Below are 17,813 nucleotides of genomic sequence, written 5' to 3'. Positions count from 1 at the left end.
GTTATACTACTAATTTTGTACTGAATCCTGCCGATTGTCAACGACATTTTGTGATATTTTTCCAAAAAGTCCAACCTTTTTTGCAATTTCTTTATGCAGAAAATATTTTCAAAAACATTACCAATGCCTGATAATCTCTCATATCTGCCAGTTCTCTTGCTGAATGCATGGCAAGCATTGGAATTCCAATATCCGCCCCCTGCATTGGCAGGTAGGAAACCGCAATTGGTCCAAGGGTCTGTCCACCCGGCATTCCAGAACGGTTTACCTGCACCTGATATGGAATATCTGTCTTTTTACAAAGCTGCATCACCACCGCTGTTGCCTCACTGTCAGAAAGATACCGCTGGCTGGCAGAAGTCTTTACGGTAATTCCTTTTCCCAATATCACATCATTCGTAATATCTGATTTATTTGTGTAATTCGGGTGTACGGCATGAGCTCCGTCTATAGACAAGAGAAAGCCTCCCCGGAGCATATCATTTACCTCTGTTTCTGCCATTCCAAAGGCTGCACCAATCTTCATTATGATATCCTTAAGAAGACTGCTGTCTGCTCCCTGCTTGGAGCGGCTGCCGATTTCCTCATTATCAAATAATCCTGCCACAACCAGTGAATCTCCGGTCGTTTTTTCACACATTGTCTCCACAATTGCTGCTACCGATGCCAGATTATCGATTCTCGGAGAAGAAAGAAGCTTCTTATCACTTCCTATTAATTCCGGTTCATCCATATTGACCAGGAATAAATCATAGCTTAAAATCTCATTTGCCTCTGCCCCAAGATGTTCTTTTAAGTAATCCGCAAAAAAATTCTCTGTAACGTCTCCGTCCTGCCCTATTCCAAGCAGTGGAAGCAGTTCTCTTTGCACATCATATTCCTGTTTTCCGCCTGCCTCACGGTTCAGGTGTGGTGCCAAAGACGGAATCACTGCTGATGGTTCCTCACTTCCGAAAAGCTTTACTTCCGGTGCAAATGGATGTTCCGATTCTAATACCACTTTCCCATAAATTCCAAGTGGACGGTCAAACCATGTATTTTTGAGCATACCGCCATATGGCTCCACATTTAACTGCCTGTAATCCTTCGTCTTCACCTCAGGATTCGGTTTTATTTTAAAACATGGGAAATCTGTATGGGCCAGCATCAGGCGGAGCGCCGTCTTTCTATCCAGCTGTTCTGGAACAGCAAATGCCGCTACCATACCGGAATACGGTCTTACATAGTATTTACCGCCTGCATGAAGCTGCCAGGATTCCTGCAGCTTTAATTCTTCATACCCTGCCTCCTGTAACTGCTTTCCTGTCCATTCTGTCACATGATATGGTGATTTTCCCTTTGACAATAGTTCTGTTATTTTCTGCATGCCATACGCCTTCCTTACATGAATCTGTCTATTACAAGCGCCACTCCGTCTTCATCATTGGAAGTGGTAATATAATCTGCGACCTCTTTTACCTCCGGCTGTGCGTTTGCCATTGCCACACCAAGCCCGGCAAATGCAATCATAGACTTGTCATTAAAGCCATCTCCACAGCAGATCATCTGCTCCTTCTTTTCTCCCAGATATTCTAACAGTTTTCCAAGAGAATATGCCTTATCAATGGATGGTGGAACAATTTCTAAGAAAAACGGTTCTGAGCGAAAAATGTTTAATTGTTCTCCAAAGGTCTGCCGCATCACATCCTGTGCTTTTGCAATCTTTTCCGGTTCTCCTGTCATCAGGAATTTATTTACCGGATAATCTACATATTCTGCGAAATTATCTACCTCTTCCATCGGCATTCCATTAATTTTTGCCTCGATACTGCTGTATTCATTCACTCCGTTTCCATGGATGATGGTATTTCCTTTATAAGTAAGCACGCCCACACCCAGTCTGCATGCCTGCTCATACACTGCCGGCACCAGTTCTACCGGTATTGTCTTATTGTATACAATCTCTCCGGTCTCATAATTAATAATCTTTCCACCATTAAATGCCAGTACAAATCCGCCATAGCTCTTCAAATCCAGTTCGTCTGCCAGCTTTACGATGCCCCCGGTAGGACGGCCGGATGCCAGCACTACTTTTTTCCCTTCCTTTTGAATCCGCATCAGTGCGTCTTTCGTCTTTGGTGTAATGACTTTCTTTGAATTAGTTAAGGTGCCATCTAAATCCAGCACGATAATCTCATAGGTTTCGCTCATTTTCGTATTGTTCCTCTCTGCCTTTTTCCCTCGTTTTCCTGTCCCATACATTTTGCCCTTTTTGCTTAACGTGTCATCAAAAACAAGTATTCCCGGGCAGCTTCTTCGTCATTCGGATAATTCTTTGTATAATCCTCCATCTCGCTTTTTGCAGATGCGAAATCTCCGCTCTGTTCATATGCCAGTATCAGATTACGCTGCGCCTCCTGCTTCTGTGAGCCTGCATCTAAATCCAGTGCCATCTTAAGATAGTTTATTGCACTGTCATAATTACCTTTTTCTAATTCCATTCCTCCCAGACAAATCAATGCTGTCGGATTATCCTGATTTTCATCAATATATTCTTTATATAATCCGGCTGCCTTCTCATCTTCGCCTTTCACTTCATAGAGCTGTGCCATATACAAAGAAGCTTCCGTGCTCTTTTTATGAATAGCTGTCGTAAGCTCTGTTTCCGCATTATCATAATCTCCCAGTAATAGATAAATTCTGCCTCTCTGGGCATAGTCCTCCGCTGATTTACCACCTGCTTCAATACCTTTTTTCAGATACTCCTGACCTTCGGTCTGCATTCCTGCGGCATAACACTCCTGGTACAAAGCAATATACATTTCATAGTCACTGCCGGCATACTGTGCTGCCAGATTAAAATTTTCTTTTGCTTTATCCATGTCATTTTCTTTCCGGTACAGTTCTCCTAACAGGAAATATGCCTGGGCATTTTTCTTGTCATAATTGATTAATGCCTGATAGGTCTCAATGGCATCCTCTTTCTTTCCTGCGTCATACTGTGCTGCTGCTTTATAATAACAGGTATCTATTTCTTCTTCTCCCACAACTGCCAGCGACTGGTCCAGTGCATTCTGAAATGCATCAATGGCGCCTTCATAGTCACCCTCCTGCATACAGTTGATGCCTATCTGCCGATATGCATCTTTATTATTCTGTGTCTCATCCTCCTCACAGCCGGCCAACAGTAGTCCTGTGGCAAGTACAACTGCCATATATTTTATTTTCTTCATAATTGCCTCGCTTTCATCCGCTTTAGTATAGCAAATTAAGGTTCTTCTTTCAACCTCGCCCCGGCTTGTTTTTCTTCGTTTCCTGTGATACACTGCAAGAAAAATCATGAGTTATTCTCATGCATATGGTTAGGCGATTGCGAAGCGGGACAGAAAGGATTCCGGCAAAAAAATTTTGCGGCATTCCAAGGGAATCTGATTTTCTTTGATGTGAAATGCCAACCGTTCTTAGTGGTTTATTTTTCTTGATTATAAACTGTCTTTTCACTTGCTTTGACAGAATCGGGGCACTGTCCATCAAGGGCGGATGCCACATAATGTCTGCAAGGGGCACTGGGAATTTCGGCATACTTTTTCTTTCATCTGGCAACCGGCACAAATTCACATCCATGTTCAATTGTGCCTCGCTGGTACATCCCTGTACCAGCGTTGCCTGTTGCCAGGCGAAATTCCGGTGCCCCTAACAGCCCTTATCAGGCATCCGTACTTTGACGGACAGTGTCCCGATTCTGCTCAAACATGGAAAAGACTGTTTTTATCGTAAAAAGAAAAACGAACCACTTAGAACGGTGGTATTTCATCATCTGAAAATCAGTGTCTTGGAATACCGTAAAACTTCTTTACTGGCAGCTCCTGTCCCCTTTCGCAATCGCCCAACCAGAATCAGATAAGAAAAGAGGTTTTACTATGTCAGAAAACGAAGCAAAAGAAACCATGCAGGACTTTGAAGCAGAGCTTGAGGCTTCCTTCCGGAAAATCAACGAAGGAGACATCTTAACCGGAACCGTTATCTCTGTGGATGAAGACGCCATCACATTGGACTTAAAGTATTATGCCCCGGGAATCATCAAAGCAGATGAAGTCAGCAACGACCCATCCTTTGTCATTGACGAACACATTCATCCGGGAGATATCTTAGAAGCAACGGTCATCCGCCGGGATGATGGAGAAGGCAACATTTTACTTTCCATGAAAGAAGCCAACGAAGTGCTTGCCTGGGATAAGTTAAAAGAGCTGTTGGAAAACGAAACCGTTGTTACCGTAAAGGTCAGTGAAGCGGTAAAAGCCGGTGTGGTTGCATACCTTTATGGCATTCGCGGATTTATTCCGGCTTCACAGATTACCACAGCCTATGTAGAAGATACCGAAAGCTATGTTGGAAAGGAATTAGAAGTCCGTGTCATTACTGTAGATGAGGAAGATGACCGTCTGGTGCTCTCCGGTAAATCCGTTGCTCTTGAAAAAGAAGCAGAAGAGAGGAATCACAAGATTGCCATGTTAGTTCCGGGCAGTATTGTAGAAGGAACCGTGGAAAGCCTGATGCCATATGGTGCATTTATCAACCTTGGGGACGGACTTACGGGACTTGTCCACATTTCCCAGATTTGTGAACGCCGTATCAACAAACCATCCGAAGTATTAAAGGAAGGCCAGCATGTAAAGGCTAAACTTTTAAATACCAACGACGGCAAAATCAGCTTAAGCATGCGCGCATTGGAAGAAGAAATGATAGATACTTCTGCAGAAGAAAAAGAAGACTTATCCGCCTACACCTCTGATGAAAGTGCTTCTACCAGCCTTGGCGCACTGTTAAAAGGATTGAAGCTCTAAGTCGTATTTCATAAAACGCAACAAGGGACAGATATTTCTATCTGTCCCTCATTGTTTTTAAAGGTTGGAGAATACTTTTATCAAAATTTAGTCTAATTTCCAAATATCTTTGTTGTACTGCTCAATTGTACGGTCAGATGAGAAGAAGCCGGCTTTGCTGATGTTTGTCAGCATCATTTTTGCCCATGCTTTTCTATCTTCATAATCTGCAAGCATTTCATCTTTCTTTGCACGATAAGATTCGAAATCCGGAAGAGTCATGAACCAGTCTTTATTGATTAACTCATTGAAAAGTCTCTCTAAGTTCTCTGCATTTCCGATTGCTTTCATTTCATCACTTACGATGAAGTCGATTGCACGTTTGATATCTGCATCATTATCATAATACTTGCGTGATACATAATCAGCTTTTGCGTAATGCTCAATTACTTCGTCAGAAGACTCTCCGAAGATGTAGATGTTATCATCTCCTACTAACTGATGCATTTCTACGTTTGCTCCGTCCATGGTTCCGATTGCTACTGCACCATTTAACATGAACTTCATGTTAGATGTTCCGGATGCCTCTTTAGAAGCTAAGGAAATCTGCTCATGGATATCTGCTGCCGGGATTAATTTCTCAGCTAAAGTAACATTGTAGTTCTCTACCATAACAACCTGTAAGTATGGGCTTACTTCCGGGTCATTTGCAATTAACTGCTGTAAGCAGAGAATTAAATGGATAATGTCTTTTGCAATAATGTAAGCCGGAGCTGCCTTTGCGCCAAAGATTGCAGTAATCTTTCTTGCCGGTTTCTTTCCTGCTTTGATTTCAAAATATTTGTTAATTACATAGAGTGCATTCATCTGCTGTCTCTTGTACTCATGTAATCTCTTAATCTGAATATCAAATACTGAGTTCTCATCTAAGTCGATGTTCTGTGTTGCCTTTAAGTAGTTCTTAAGAACAACTTTGTTCTCAGTCTTGATTGCAAGTAATTTATCTAATACTGCATCATCATTTACGAACTGTCCTAATTTTTCCAGTTCCATTGCATCTTTCTTGAATCCTGGTCCAATCAGTTCTTCGATTAAGGATGTCAATCCCTTATCACAGTGTAATAACCAACGACGGAATGTGATACCGTTTGTCTTGTTATTGAACTTCTCAGGATAAATCTTGTAGAAGTTATTTAACTCAGAATCTTTTAAGATTTCTGTATGAAGGTATGCAACACCATTTACGCTGAATCCGTAGTGGATATCCATATGAGCCATGTGTACACGTTTTTCATCATCAATGATGTATACAGACTTGTCATCATATTTAGCAACTACACGGTTGTTTAATTCGTAGATGATTGGCATTAACTGTGGAACAACTTTCTCTAAGAAAGAGATTGGCCATTTCTCTAATGCTTCTGCTAAGATGGTGTGATTGGTATATGCACAACACTTGGAAACGATTGCAATAGCCTCGTCCATGCCGATTCCTCTTTCCATTAACAGACGAATCATCTCCGGGATTACCATAGATGGATGGGTATCATTAATCTGGATTACTGCATAATCAGCAAGATCATGCAAGTTACATCCTCTTTCTACTGCCTCATCTAAGATTAACTGTGCAGCGTTGCTTACCATGAAGTACTGCTGGTAAACACGAAGGAGACGTCCCTTGTCATCGCTGTCATCCGGATATAAGAATAATGTCAGGTTTTTCCTGATATCCTCTTTGTCAAAGTCAATTCCATCCCCAACGATGCTCTCATCTACTGTTTCGATATCGAATAAATGAAGCTTGTTGGTTGTGTTTTCATATCCGGTAACATCAATATCATATAATTTTGAAGTTACATTAAATCCACCAAACTGTACCTGATAGCTCTTATCTGTCTTTGTCAGCCAGCTTTCATCCTGAATCCAAGGATTCTTGGTTTCTTTCTGAAGGTTGTTTTCAAATACCTGTTTGAATAATCCGTAATGATAGTTAAGTCCAACTCCATCACCGTTTAATCCTAATGTTGCAATAGAATCAAGGAAGCATGCTGCAAGTCTTCCAAGACCACCGTTACCAAGTGATGGTTCCGGTTCAACCTCTTCAATTGCACAGATGTCTTTGCCATTTGCTGCAAGTACATCTCTCACTTCATCATATACGCCTAAATTAATCAGGTTGTTGGAGAGAAGTTTTCCAATTAAGAACTCTGCGGAAATATAATATAATTTTTTCTTTCCGTTGTGGTTTTCTTTCTTCTCAGCCATTGCTTTTGTCATCTCTAATAATGCGAAGTATAATTCTTCATTAGAGCAATCAGCAATTCCCTTGTTATATTTCTTTGTTACGATTTCCTGTAAATTCATTTTTGACCCTCCGTAAAATTTGAATTCAGTTCGTTCTCTTATGTATGCATTATCTAACATTTCTTTTACATTTTCTTGTAATATACCGGTCAAAAGTGGTACAATACTATCATATTTCGATATTTTTAGAAAAAATCACTTTTTTGTACATTTTGACGAAAGGCGTTTCCCATGAATATTCTCGAATATGAAAATTACCAGGAAAAAAAATCACATGGTTCAGAAAGTTTCCCATATATCACCTATCCCTGTTCAATTCCCTTAGATTTTGAGCGGGTGCCTGCCCACTGGCATGATGAAACGGAAATTATCTACATCAAAAAAGGCTGCGGACTGATTACCGTAGATTTGGAAGAATACCCGGTTCAGGAAGGAAGTATTCTTCTGATTCTTCCGGGACAGGTTCATTCCATTGAACAGTATCTCGATTACAAAATGGAATATATTAATATTATTTTTAAACTGGAAATGCTCCTTGCCAAACAGACAGACATCTGTAACAGCCGCTACTTTACACCGCTTTTAGACGGCACACTGCGGCTTACCACACATTTTACACCGGGTATGCCATTCTATAACGAGGTTGCCGGTTGTATCAATGCTGCGGATGCAGTCTGCAGGACCAATCCCCCGGCCTTCCAGCTTGTGATTAAAGGACAGCTTTTCCTGCTCTTTTCCATTCTGATCTCTAACTGCTGCGAAACAAGCGTCTCCCGCAAGAACCAGAAATCCCTGGAAAAGATGAAACGCATCATTAAATATATTGAGACAAATTATGCCAGTAAAATTTCCATTGAAGAAATGGCAGATGCGCTGGACTTAAGCCAGTCTCATTTTATGAAGTTTTTCAAAAATACCATGGGAACTACTTTTACAGAATATTTAAATGATTACCGGCTGACCATGGCCAGCCGGCTGCTTATTTCGTCTGAAGCTTCTATATTAGACATTGCCGCTGAAGTAGGCTTTGACAACCTCTCTTACTTCAACCGGCTGTTTAAGAAACGCTTTTATGTTACACCCCGTGAGTACCGAAAGCGTTTTGCAGGATAAGTTCTTTTACTTTTTTCATATCCATTGCAGGCAGGTAATAGGTACTGTCCGGCTTTTGGTCATCTTTTGGAGAAATATTCGAATGAATGTAAAAAGTGTCAAGGCCTGCCTCTTTGGCCCCGTTGATGTCACAGCGCACATCATTTCCTATCATCAGTGTTTTCTTCACATCCAGATGATACTTCTCTATCAGTTGTTCAAAAAAGCGGATGTCTGGTTTCTTGGTTCCATAATCGGATGAAATTAAAATATCGTCAAAATATTTTGTAATATCCAAATAATTCATCTCATATTCCGTAAAGATTCTCTGGGCATTGGATAAAAGATATACCTTTTTACCACATTTTTTCAATGCTTTTAATAATTCTCTTACGCCATCATAAATCCGCACATACTCCATGGTCAGTACCCGGAAGAACTGTCCGGTATGAACTGCCAGCGCATCCTCAGCCTTTATCCCCTTCTTCGCATAAAGCTCTTTGAATACTTCTTCAATGCGAATCTCCGGAAATGCCTCATGGGCATAGTGTGGCTCCTTTTCCAACTCTCCCTTTAAATCTGTCTCTTTGCTTTGAATCAATGCCAGATAAGATTCCTGTAATTCCTGCGGGGCATATAAAGCTCCATGAAATCCGTAAAACAGACTCAGTTTTTCCCATACCTTAGCATCGTTTTCCTCTGTATGGATATCTACCAGTGTTCCATACAGGTCAAACACATAATTGTCGTACATATTACCTTCCATTTCCTGCTTTTATTTAAACATCTTTGTCTTAGCAAAGATTAATGCAACAATAAGACTGCATACCACTGCAATTAATACGATAACAACAAATCCATAAGGACTCTCTGCGAACGGCATTCCCTTTGCAGCCACATTCATGCCATACGCTGAGAATATCATAGTCGGAACAGAAAGTACAGCTGTTATTATGGCAAGCACCTTCATTACCACATTCAGATTGTTGGAAATAACTGATGCAAAAGCATCCATCATTCCGCTCAAAATGCCGCTGTAAATATTTGCCATCTCAATTGCCTGCTTGTTTTCAACAATAACATCCTCAAGAAGTTCTTCATCTTCCTGATATTTTTTAATATTGTCATTTTTAAATAATTTTTCCAGTACCACCTCATTGGAGCGGAGTGCTGTCGTAAAGTAAACCAGACTCTTTTCCAGTTTCAAAAGCTCGATTAACTCCCGGTTCTGTGTGGACTTGTGCAGCTTGTTTTCCACAATTTCACTCTGGCGGTCAATACTTCTTAAGTACTGTAAGAAAAGAGAGGATGTCCGGTACAAAATCTGAAGCACAAAGCGGGAACGCATGGCAGGATTAAAATCCCGCACCGTGCCATTGGCAAATGCTTCTAATATCGGAGTCTTCTCAAGACTTACTGTAATGACTGCTTTTTTTACCACAAAAATAGAAAGTGGAATGGTATCATAAAGTTCCTTATCATTATGGGTTTCAATATTCGGGATATTAACCAATACCATGGTATAATTCTCGTCTGTTTCAATACGCGAGCGCTCGTCCGTATCCAGTGCAGAACGCATGGCATCTGCATCAATTCCATACTGATTTACCATTGCTGCGACTTCTGCCTCTGTTGGATTTACAAGGGAAATCCAGCAATCCTCCCCTGGTGATTCAATTTCGGTGATACGGTTCTGTTCACTGCAATAGTACTTAATCATCTTTCCACTTCCTTTCTCTTCATTTCCTGTAAAAAAAATCCCCATCAAAGCCGGAACACTTTGACAAGGGAATCTCACTTAATCCTTTTTTAGTATATTTCCACCCCCTTTGTTTGTCAACCCTGACTCATGTATTTTCTCATCTGCAGTAATATTTTCTTCTCCATGCGGCTGACCTGCACCTGACTGGTGCCAAGCTTTGCTGCAATCTGGCTTTGCGTGGCATTTTCAAAATAACGCATCTTAATCAGCTGCTGCTCCCTTCCGGATAACTGTTGCAGCAATTCTTCTATCAGAAGCTTATTTTCCAGTTCTTCCTGCGCATTTTTCTTATCCTTTAACCGGTCCAATAGATAGATTTCACTGCCATCTGACTGATAGACGCTCTGGTAAATGGATTCTACTTCTCCATTGGCTTCCACTGCAAGGACAATCTCTTCCTCCGAAAGCCCGGTTTTTTCTGCCAGTTCCTTTAACTCCGGCTCCCTTCCAAGCATGTCTGTCAGTTCCTTTCTTGCATTGCTGATAAGATAGCCTTTTTCTTTCATGCTCCTGCTGACCTTCACCATGCCATCATCCCTCAGGAAGCGGCGGATTTCTCCCATAATCACCGGCACTGCATAAGTGGAAAAGCATACCTCATAACTTACATCAAATTTATCCACTGCCTTCATCAGTCCAATGCATCCGATCTGAAACAGTTCTTCTTTATCATGTCCTCTTCCTAAAAATCTTTGTACCACACTCCAGACCAGTCCCTGATTTCCAAGCACCAGCGTATCTCTTGCCTGCTTATCCCCTTTGTGTGCCCGTTTGATATAAGCAATTGTCTGTTCCATTCTCCACTTAACTTTCCCGCACCAGATTTTTTTTCATTTTTATAACAGTTCCTTCTCCGACCTTTGAACGTACTTCTACTTCATCCATGAAAGCCTCCATAAAAGAAAAGCCCATACCGGACCGTTCCAGCTCCGGCCTTGTCGTAAAAAACGGCTCCTTTGCCCGTTCAATATCCGCAATTCCCTTCCCGCTGTCTTTTACGGTAATATGTACGGTACTTCCGGAAAGACAGCACTGCATCACTACCGTTCCTTCCTTTTCTTCATAGCCATGGATAATGGCATTGGTTACCGCCTCCGATACCGCAGTTTTAATATCCTCTAACTCATCCAGTGTGGGATTCATCTGGGCGCAAAATGCTGCTACCGCTACTCTGGCAAATCCTTCATTTACGGATAATGCCTCAAATTCCAGTTTCATCTCATTTCTTCTTTCCATATTTACAGCCTCCATTTTCATACCTCCTTCTTCTCCCCTTCTTTCATCTGAACCAGTTTATGCAGACCTGATACCACAAAAATTTTCCGGATCCGCTCATTCATATTCTCTGCCACCACTTTTCCGCCGCTGTAATTCATGTTCCGGCACCTTCCGATTACCACGCCAATCCCTGAGCTGTCCATAAATTCTGTACCGGCAAAATCAAAAACCAGTTTGTTAACCCGGTAAGAATCAATCAGTAAATCTGCCTCTGCCCGCAGCTGTGTGGCGCAATGATGATCCAACTCCTTTGGTACCCGGATGGTAAGACATCCATTTTCTAATTCATACTTAAATTCCATTCTTCTATCCTCCATATACATTACGAAAAAAGAATCTGCCCTGGCACATTCCCGCGCCTGCGGCGGTCGCTTGCGACATCTACCTTATACGCCGCAGTGTGCATCCTCGCGGTGCGTTTTGTAGTTTACAGGAAAGCAATTTCCTGTAAACTACAAAAGACGCCCGGCAATCTGCCTGACGTCTTTTGTAAACTGTTTTTCTTTATTCTGTTACTGTTCTGCATTCTGTAATTCTTCCAGATAGCGGGAAGAATTGGCTGCACGTTCCGTATTCGGATAACCATCAATCACTTTCTGATAGTATTCGATGGCTTTTTCATTCTCGCCCAAATTCCGGTAGGTCTGTGCCAGATAATAAATCGCATTGCCATCCTGGTATGCCTCATCCATCTCTACTACCTTTTCAAATCCGTTCTTCGCTTCTTCATAGTTATAATTACTGTATGCCTGATAACTGTCTGCATAAGTCACCTGAAGATACTGGTCATTTACAGTTGCGTTGATATTCTGATAAATTTCCTTTGCGGTATCGGAAAGGTTTTCTTCCTTCACACCGGAAAGTGCATCTCCTGCTGCTGTAATATCTCCCTCCTGGAAGGATTTATATGCTGAAAGCAGCTGGTCATAGCTGTTAATCTTATTGGAAGTCTCCTCGGAATCGCTTTTTGCAGAAGACACCTGCTGGTTCAGGTCATCAATCTGATTTTCCAGATTGGTAATCTGCTGATTCTTCGTGGTTATGGTATCATTTGCCTGAACCACTGATGTATTGGCATCACTCTTTGCCTTCTGTCTTACACTTGGCACTACAAGGAAACAGGTGACTGCAACACCAATTGCCACCCCAAGCAAAATGGTCAGTATCGTGGCAAAACCTGAAGTATCTTTGAATTTTGTCGGCTGGATAATGAGGTCATTTCCACTCTTATAGGAAATAAGGTCATCTTCTTTCTTTTTCTTCTTACCGCTGTTGGCACTGCGCAGCATCTGATTGGTCTCTTTCATGTAACGCAGTGTAATCGTATTGCTGGAATCAATTTTCATAGCTGCCCGCAATGACTTCTTTGCCTGCTCGAATTTATTCTCTTTCATGTACAAAAGAGCCAGCAGCTGATGTCCCTTTACCAGTCTCGGGTTTAAGGACAATACCTTCTTCAACTGGATAATTGCAAGATCTGTACTATTCTGTCTGCAATATAACAATGCCTGATTGTATTTCTTAATGGTCTGATTTACCGTTTCTAACTGTGCCGGATTCTTCTGCACAGCGTCCAGATAACGTCCTGCATCATTATCCTTTGGCTGAAGGCTCTTACTAATTACCCATTCACCCATGGCAGATACCGCCTCACCGGTCTCAAAAAGTACCAGTCCCAGGAGATTTCTTGCCTGAATGTTCGTCTTATCAAACCGAAGACTCTTCTTAAGACTTTCAATCGCTCCGGATAAATCACGGACATTGCTTCGCTCTAATCCCTGATTATAATAATAATTAGAGGTCATCACAATTTTCTTATATACTTTTACATCAATTCCACAGTTCGGACAACGGTTGTCCCCTGTCAGATCTGCTCCGCAATTATAACATTTCATACTTTACCTCACTTAACGAATTCTACTGTCGTCTTGCTTCTTTCATCATTTCTCTTAAAATGTCTGTCATATCCGTTAAGTCCTGATTGTAAATAGCTTCCTCTGCCTCTTCTACTTCCAGGCTTGGTTTGAATTTCTTTAATTCTTCTTCAAAATCTATCATGCTTCATTTCCTCCTGCTATCTTTTCCAATTCTCCAATCAAATACAGGGAACCCGCACAGAATACCATCTGGTTGTCCTTCCTGTATTCCTTTACATATCTGTATGCCTGTGCACAGTCTTCTATTACTACTGTTTCCCGGCCGTTTGCCATAAATTCATCCTGCAATTTCAATGGGTCAATTCCACGGCTGTCCGGGATGCGGGTCAGTACAATACTATCCCACGAAACTTCCTTGCACAGTACTTTTACTGCTTCTTTATGATTCTTCTCTTCCATCATGGAAAAAAGAAGAACTGGCTTTTCTTCCGCAATCTTCTGCACATTTTTCACAAAGTGGGCAATACCATCTGCATTATGTGCTCCATCAAAATAGATAAATGGCTCTGCCTGCTGCATTCTGCCCATCCATCTGGTATGTTCCATTGCAGAGATAATCTCTGCTTTTCCAATTCCGGTTTCCACCTGAAGGACAGATAACGCCCGATATGCCAGTGACGCATTCATCATCTGATATTCTGCCGGAAACGGGATTTTCAAATCAACAACATCATACCCATTGGTATAACAAAAATCAATAGTTTTCCCGGTTATTTTATGAATTTTAAGACTTTCTAAAGAAATACAGTAATAAGGTGCTCTTTTTGCCCTTGCAGTCTGCCTTATCACTTCTGCCGCTGTTTCATTACTTCCATCAAAGATAACAGGAACGCCTTCTTTGATAATCCCTGCCTTTTCTCCTGCAATTGCTTCAATGGAATCTCCTAAAATCTGTGTATGCTCGAGACTGATAGATGTAATAATCGTAAGCAACGGTTCCTCAAATACATTCGTTGCATCTAACCTTCCGCCAAGTCCGGTCTCTAAAATAAGATAATGTACTTTCCGCTTCTGAAAAAGATACATGCCCATGGCAAAAAGATATTCAAAAAATGCTGGATGCGGCAGTCCTTCTGCTTCCATCTGCTCTACCACCTTCTGCACTGCCTCAAAGCTTTCTACAAATTCTTCCTGGCTGCACTTTTCGCCATTGATTACGAAACGTTCTTCCATGCATACAAGGTGCGGAGAAGTAAAGAGTCCCACTTCACATCCATGTTCCACCAGCACCTGATTGATAAATGCACAGACACTTCCTTTGCCATTGCTTCCTGCCACATGGATGATTTCAAACTGATGCTCTCTGATAGAAAGTCTCTGCAGCATTTCTTTCGTATGCTCTAAACTGTTTTTCTTTGTGAACTTTGGTATTTCATATATATAATTGCAAATCTCTTCATAAGTCATTTTTGTCACCACTTTTCTAAGTATAATATAGTGGAAAATTTTTTCAAGAGGTTATCCTGTTTCCATAAAAAGTTTTCGCCGCAGAAACTGCGGCGAATCGACAATACCTGTCTTTTAACTTTTGTAACTATTTCATCTGAGCCAGACGCTCCTGTACGGTAGCCATCATCTGCTCATATTTTGCAAGCTTATCTTTCTCTTCCTGAATCTTTGCAGCAGGTGCCTTGCTTACAAACTTCTCATTATTTAACATGCCATGGGAGCGGGCAAGTTCTTTCTTAAGACGCTCTTCTTCTTTCAAAAGACGCTCTTTTTCTTTTTCCATATCTACCAAGTCTTCCAACGGCATGTATACAACAGCTCCCGGAATAACTACGGATACTGCATCTTCTCCGATTCCTGCCTTATCGGACTGGACATCAATCTCGCTGGCACTGATAAGATTCTGGTATGTTTTCTTCATGCTCTCGAAGGTCTCACAAAGTGCTTTGTCTTCAGATACGATAAATACCTTTGCCTTTCTGGATGGTGGAACATCCATCTCTGTTCTTAAGTTACGGATGCCTTTTACCAGCTCTTTTACATGAGCAAGCATCTCTTCTTCTGCCGAGAAATTCCACTCTTCTTTGTAAACCGGCCAGTCAGCCAGCATAATGGTCTCTTCCTGCGGATTTAAGGTACAGTAGATTTCTTCTGTGATAAATGGCATATATGGATGTAATAATTTTAATGCCTGTCCTAATACAGTACGAAGTGTCCAGAGTGCACTGTTGGCAGCCCTGGCATCCTCGTCTTTCTTATAAGTACGAACTTTGGCAATCTCGATATACCAGTCACAGAATTCATCCCAGATAAAGTCATATACTTTCTGTACTGCAATACCAAGTTCGAATTTATCCATATTTTCTGTTACATCTTTGGTCAATGTATTAACTGCTGAAAGAATCCATTTATCTTCCGGTGCCAGGTCAGAAATTGCAGGCTCTGTTACCTCCATGCCCTCTAAGTTCATCATAATGAAACGGGATGCATTCCACACTTTATTGGCAAAGTTACGGGATGCTTCTACACGCTCCCAGTAGAAACGCATATCATTTCCCGGTGCATTTCCGGTAATCAGCGTCAGTCTCAAGGCATCTGCACCATATTTATCAATAACCTCTAACGGGTCAATTCCATTTCCAAGAGATTTGCTCATTTTACGGCCCTGGGAATCACGAACCAGTCCGTGGAATAATACAGTATGGAATGGTGCTTTGCCCATCTGCTCATATCCTGAGAAAATCATACGGATTACCCAGAAGAAAATAATATCGTATCCGGTTACTAATACATCATTCGGATAGAAATAATCTAAGTCTTCTGTTTTCTCCGGCCAGCCTAAGGTTGAGAATGGCCATAATGCAGAAGAGAACCAGGTATCCAGAGTATCCGGATCCTGTGTCATATGGGTGCAGCCGCACTTCGGGCATTTCTCCGGTGCGTTCTTAGATACTACCATTTCTCCGCATTCATCACAGTAATATGCAGGAATACGATGTCCCCACCAGAGCTGTCTGGAAATACACCAGTCACGGATATTATCCGTCCAGTTGAAGTAGGTTTTCTCCATACGTTTTGGAAGGAGCTTGATATCTCCATTCTTTACACCTTCTACTGCCGGTTTGATTAAATCATCCATTTTTACAAACCACTGCTGTTTAATCATTGGCTCTACGGTTGTGCCACAGCGGTCATGGGTTCCTACGTTATGGGAATGCGGAACAACTTTTACCAAAAGTCCTTCCTTCTCTAAATCCTCTACCAGTGCTTTCCGGCATTCGTATCTGTCCATGCCCGCATATTTGCCGGCTTTGCTGTTCATGGTTGCATCATCATTGATAACAACGATTTCTTCCAGATTATGACGTTTTCCAACTTCAAAGTCGTTCGGGTCATGAGCCGGTGTAATCTTTACACATCCGGTTCCAAATTCTTTATCTACATAGGAGTCTGCAATAACCGGAATCTCACGGTCTGTCATCGGAAGCTTTAACATTTTTCCGATAATATCCTGATAACGTTCATCATCCGGATTTACTGCTACTGCAGTATCACCAAATAAAGTCTCCGGACGGGTGGTTGCGATTTCTACGAATCTTCCCGCTTCTCCTACTACCGGATAATTGATATGCCAGAAGAAGCCATCCTGTTCTTCATGTTCTACCTCGGCATCGGAAATAGATGTCTTGCAGACAGGACACCAGTTTACAATACGGGAGCCTTTATAAATAAGACCTTTTTCATATAATTTTATAAATACTTCAAGAACTGCATCAGAGCATCCTTTATCCATGGTAAAACGTTCTCTGCTCCAGTCTGCGGAAGAACCCATTTTCTTTAACTGGTTGATGATGCGGCTGCCATACTCATCCTTCCACTCCCAGCATTTTTCTAAGAAGCCTTCTCTTCCGAGGTCATTCTTGTCAATTCCCTGCTTCTTTAAGGAATCAATAACCTTTACCTCTGTTGCAATGGCTGCATGGTCTGTTCCCGGCTGCCATAATGCATTATATCCCTGCATTCTCTTGTAACGGATTAATATATCCTGCATGGTATTATCCAATGCATGTCCCATATGAAGCTGTCCGGTAATATTTGGCGGCGGCATTACAATGGTAAACGGTTTCTTGCTGCGGTCAGCCTGTGCATGGAAATATCCATTGTCTTCCCATTTCTTATAAAGTCGGTCTTCAATCCCTTTTGGGTCGTAGGTTTTTGCAAGTTCTTTGCTCATAATTGTTCTCCTTTTTCTAAATTGGACGTTTCGTAATTTATAAAAGTGCTATCTTTATTAGTAGACATTTCAGTTATCTGAAAGGTATAGGACTTGGTGCATCCTCGCGGAGCGTTTTTAACTTTACAGAAAAGCAATTTTCTGTAAAGTTAAAAAGCCCTCCCTATCCAGCTGGATAAGAAGGGCGAATCAGCGCGGTACCACCTTCGTTATACATAGTATCTATGCATATCTCTTCTCCGTAACGTGGAGTGCCGGGAAAACTTATGCCTTGTTGAAATTCTTTATATGATTCCGGTTACAGGCTTTCTGGGTCTTCCGGTTCGAAAGCTACCTTCCATCTGTCGTATTCAGACAACCTTTCAGCCGATGAGCCGTCCTCTCTTAGAACCGTACCGATGTACTCCTCTTTCTCATTACCTTTATCTCTAGGCATTATATTAAATTTGCCAGGC

General features: G+C 41.6%; 15 protein-coding genes. 2 read left to right on the top strand and 13 right to left on the bottom strand.

Features of this window, described 5'->3' with window-relative positions:
• Positions 1–91: 91 nt before the first annotated feature.
• From DWV68_RS02090 to DWV68_RS02080, 3 genes are all read right to left on the bottom strand, one after another.
• Positions 92–1,366 carry a M18 family aminopeptidase gene (locus DWV68_RS02090; RefSeq protein ID WP_118664902.1) on the bottom strand — a complete coding sequence of 425 codons (1,275 nt, stop codon included), beginning with the start codon at positions 1,364–1,366 and terminating at the stop codon, positions 92–94.
• Between the two features lie 14 nt (positions 1,367–1,380).
• Positions 1,381–2,190, bottom strand: a complete 810-nt coding sequence (locus DWV68_RS02085) for a Cof-type HAD-IIB family hydrolase (RefSeq protein WP_118088247.1) — start codon at positions 2,188–2,190, stop codon at positions 1,381–1,383.
• A gap of 65 nt (positions 2,191–2,255) precedes the next feature.
• The gene (locus DWV68_RS02080; protein ID WP_197420795.1) at positions 2,256–3,212 is read right to left on the bottom strand and encodes a tetratricopeptide repeat protein; all 957 of its coding nucleotides are present in this window, start codon (positions 3,210–3,212) and stop codon (positions 2,256–2,258) included.
• A 687-nt stretch (positions 3,213–3,899) separates the two neighbouring features.
• Between DWV68_RS02080 and DWV68_RS02075 the strand changes: the two genes are divergently transcribed.
• Complete coding sequence (locus DWV68_RS02075) at positions 3,900–4,823, top strand: 30S ribosomal protein S1 (protein ID WP_118664898.1); 924 nt, start codon at positions 3,900–3,902, stop codon at positions 4,821–4,823.
• An 87-nt stretch (positions 4,824–4,910) separates the two neighbouring features.
• On the opposite strand, the gene DWV68_RS02070 is transcribed toward DWV68_RS02075, so the two are convergent.
• Positions 4,911–7,166 (bottom strand): glycogen/starch/alpha-glucan phosphorylase, encoded by a 2,256-nt coding sequence (locus DWV68_RS02070; RefSeq protein WP_118056451.1) that lies wholly within the window; start codon positions 7,164–7,166, stop codon positions 4,911–4,913.
• 171 nt (positions 7,167–7,337) lie between these two features.
• Between DWV68_RS02070 and DWV68_RS02065 the strand changes: the two genes are divergently transcribed.
• Positions 7,338–8,219: an AraC family transcriptional regulator gene (locus tag DWV68_RS02065; RefSeq protein ID WP_118056452.1), complete on the top strand. Its 882-nt coding sequence runs from the start codon at positions 7,338–7,340 to the stop codon at positions 8,217–8,219.
• On the opposite strand, the gene DWV68_RS02060 is transcribed toward DWV68_RS02065, so the two are convergent.
• The 9 genes from DWV68_RS02060 to DWV68_RS02025 form a co-directional block, all read right to left on the bottom strand.
• On the bottom strand, positions 8,182–8,952 hold the full coding sequence (locus DWV68_RS02060) for an HAD family hydrolase (RefSeq protein WP_242988688.1): 771 nt from the start codon (positions 8,950–8,952) through the stop codon (positions 8,182–8,184). The genes DWV68_RS02065 and DWV68_RS02060 overlap by 38 nt on opposite strands.
• Before the next feature lie 21 nt (positions 8,953–8,973).
• Entirely contained in the window at positions 8,974–9,918 is a 945-nt protein-coding gene (locus DWV68_RS02055) for a magnesium transporter CorA family protein (protein WP_118664991.1), read from the bottom strand.
• Positions 9,919–10,034: 116 nt separating this feature from the next.
• The gene (locus DWV68_RS02050) at positions 10,035–10,757 is read right to left on the bottom strand and encodes a SigF/SigG family RNA polymerase sporulation sigma factor (protein ID WP_118056454.1); all 723 of its coding nucleotides are present in this window, start codon (positions 10,755–10,757) and stop codon (positions 10,035–10,037) included.
• A gap of 7 nt (positions 10,758–10,764) precedes the next feature.
• Entirely contained in the window at positions 10,765–11,196 is a 432-nt protein-coding gene (gene spoIIAB, locus DWV68_RS02045) for an anti-sigma F factor (protein WP_117697634.1), read from the bottom strand.
• A 17-nt stretch (positions 11,197–11,213) separates the two neighbouring features.
• Positions 11,214–11,540 (bottom strand): STAS domain-containing protein, encoded by a 327-nt coding sequence (locus DWV68_RS02040; RefSeq protein ID WP_117840527.1) that lies wholly within the window; start codon positions 11,538–11,540, stop codon positions 11,214–11,216.
• Between the two features lie 210 nt (positions 11,541–11,750).
• Entirely contained in the window at positions 11,751–13,133 is a 1,383-nt protein-coding gene (locus DWV68_RS02035; protein WP_118088242.1) for a tetratricopeptide repeat protein, read from the bottom strand.
• A 22-nt stretch (positions 13,134–13,155) separates the two neighbouring features.
• The gene (locus DWV68_RS14515) at positions 13,156–13,296 is read right to left on the bottom strand and encodes a hypothetical protein (RefSeq protein WP_022244427.1); all 141 of its coding nucleotides are present in this window, start codon (positions 13,294–13,296) and stop codon (positions 13,156–13,158) included.
• Positions 13,293–14,582: a bifunctional folylpolyglutamate synthase/dihydrofolate synthase gene (locus DWV68_RS02030; protein ID WP_118639108.1), complete on the bottom strand. Its 1,290-nt coding sequence runs from the start codon at positions 14,580–14,582 to the stop codon at positions 13,293–13,295. The genes DWV68_RS14515 and DWV68_RS02030 overlap by 4 nt, the downstream gene beginning before the upstream one ends.
• A gap of 127 nt (positions 14,583–14,709) precedes the next feature.
• Positions 14,710–17,358 carry a valine--tRNA ligase gene (locus tag DWV68_RS02025; RefSeq protein ID WP_117697463.1) on the bottom strand — a complete coding sequence of 883 codons (2,649 nt, stop codon included), beginning with the start codon at positions 17,356–17,358 and terminating at the stop codon, positions 14,710–14,712.
• Positions 17,359–17,813: the final 455 nt, after the last annotated feature.

Origin of the sequence: Roseburia sp. AF12-17LB, assembly GCF_003479605.1 — a bacterium.
In the GTDB taxonomy this organism is placed as follows: Bacteria; Bacillota; Clostridia; order Lachnospirales; family Lachnospiraceae; genus Roseburia_C; species Roseburia_C amylophila.
Note: the sequence above shows the minus strand (reverse complement) of the source record. Positions and strands in the feature narration are given on the sequence as shown.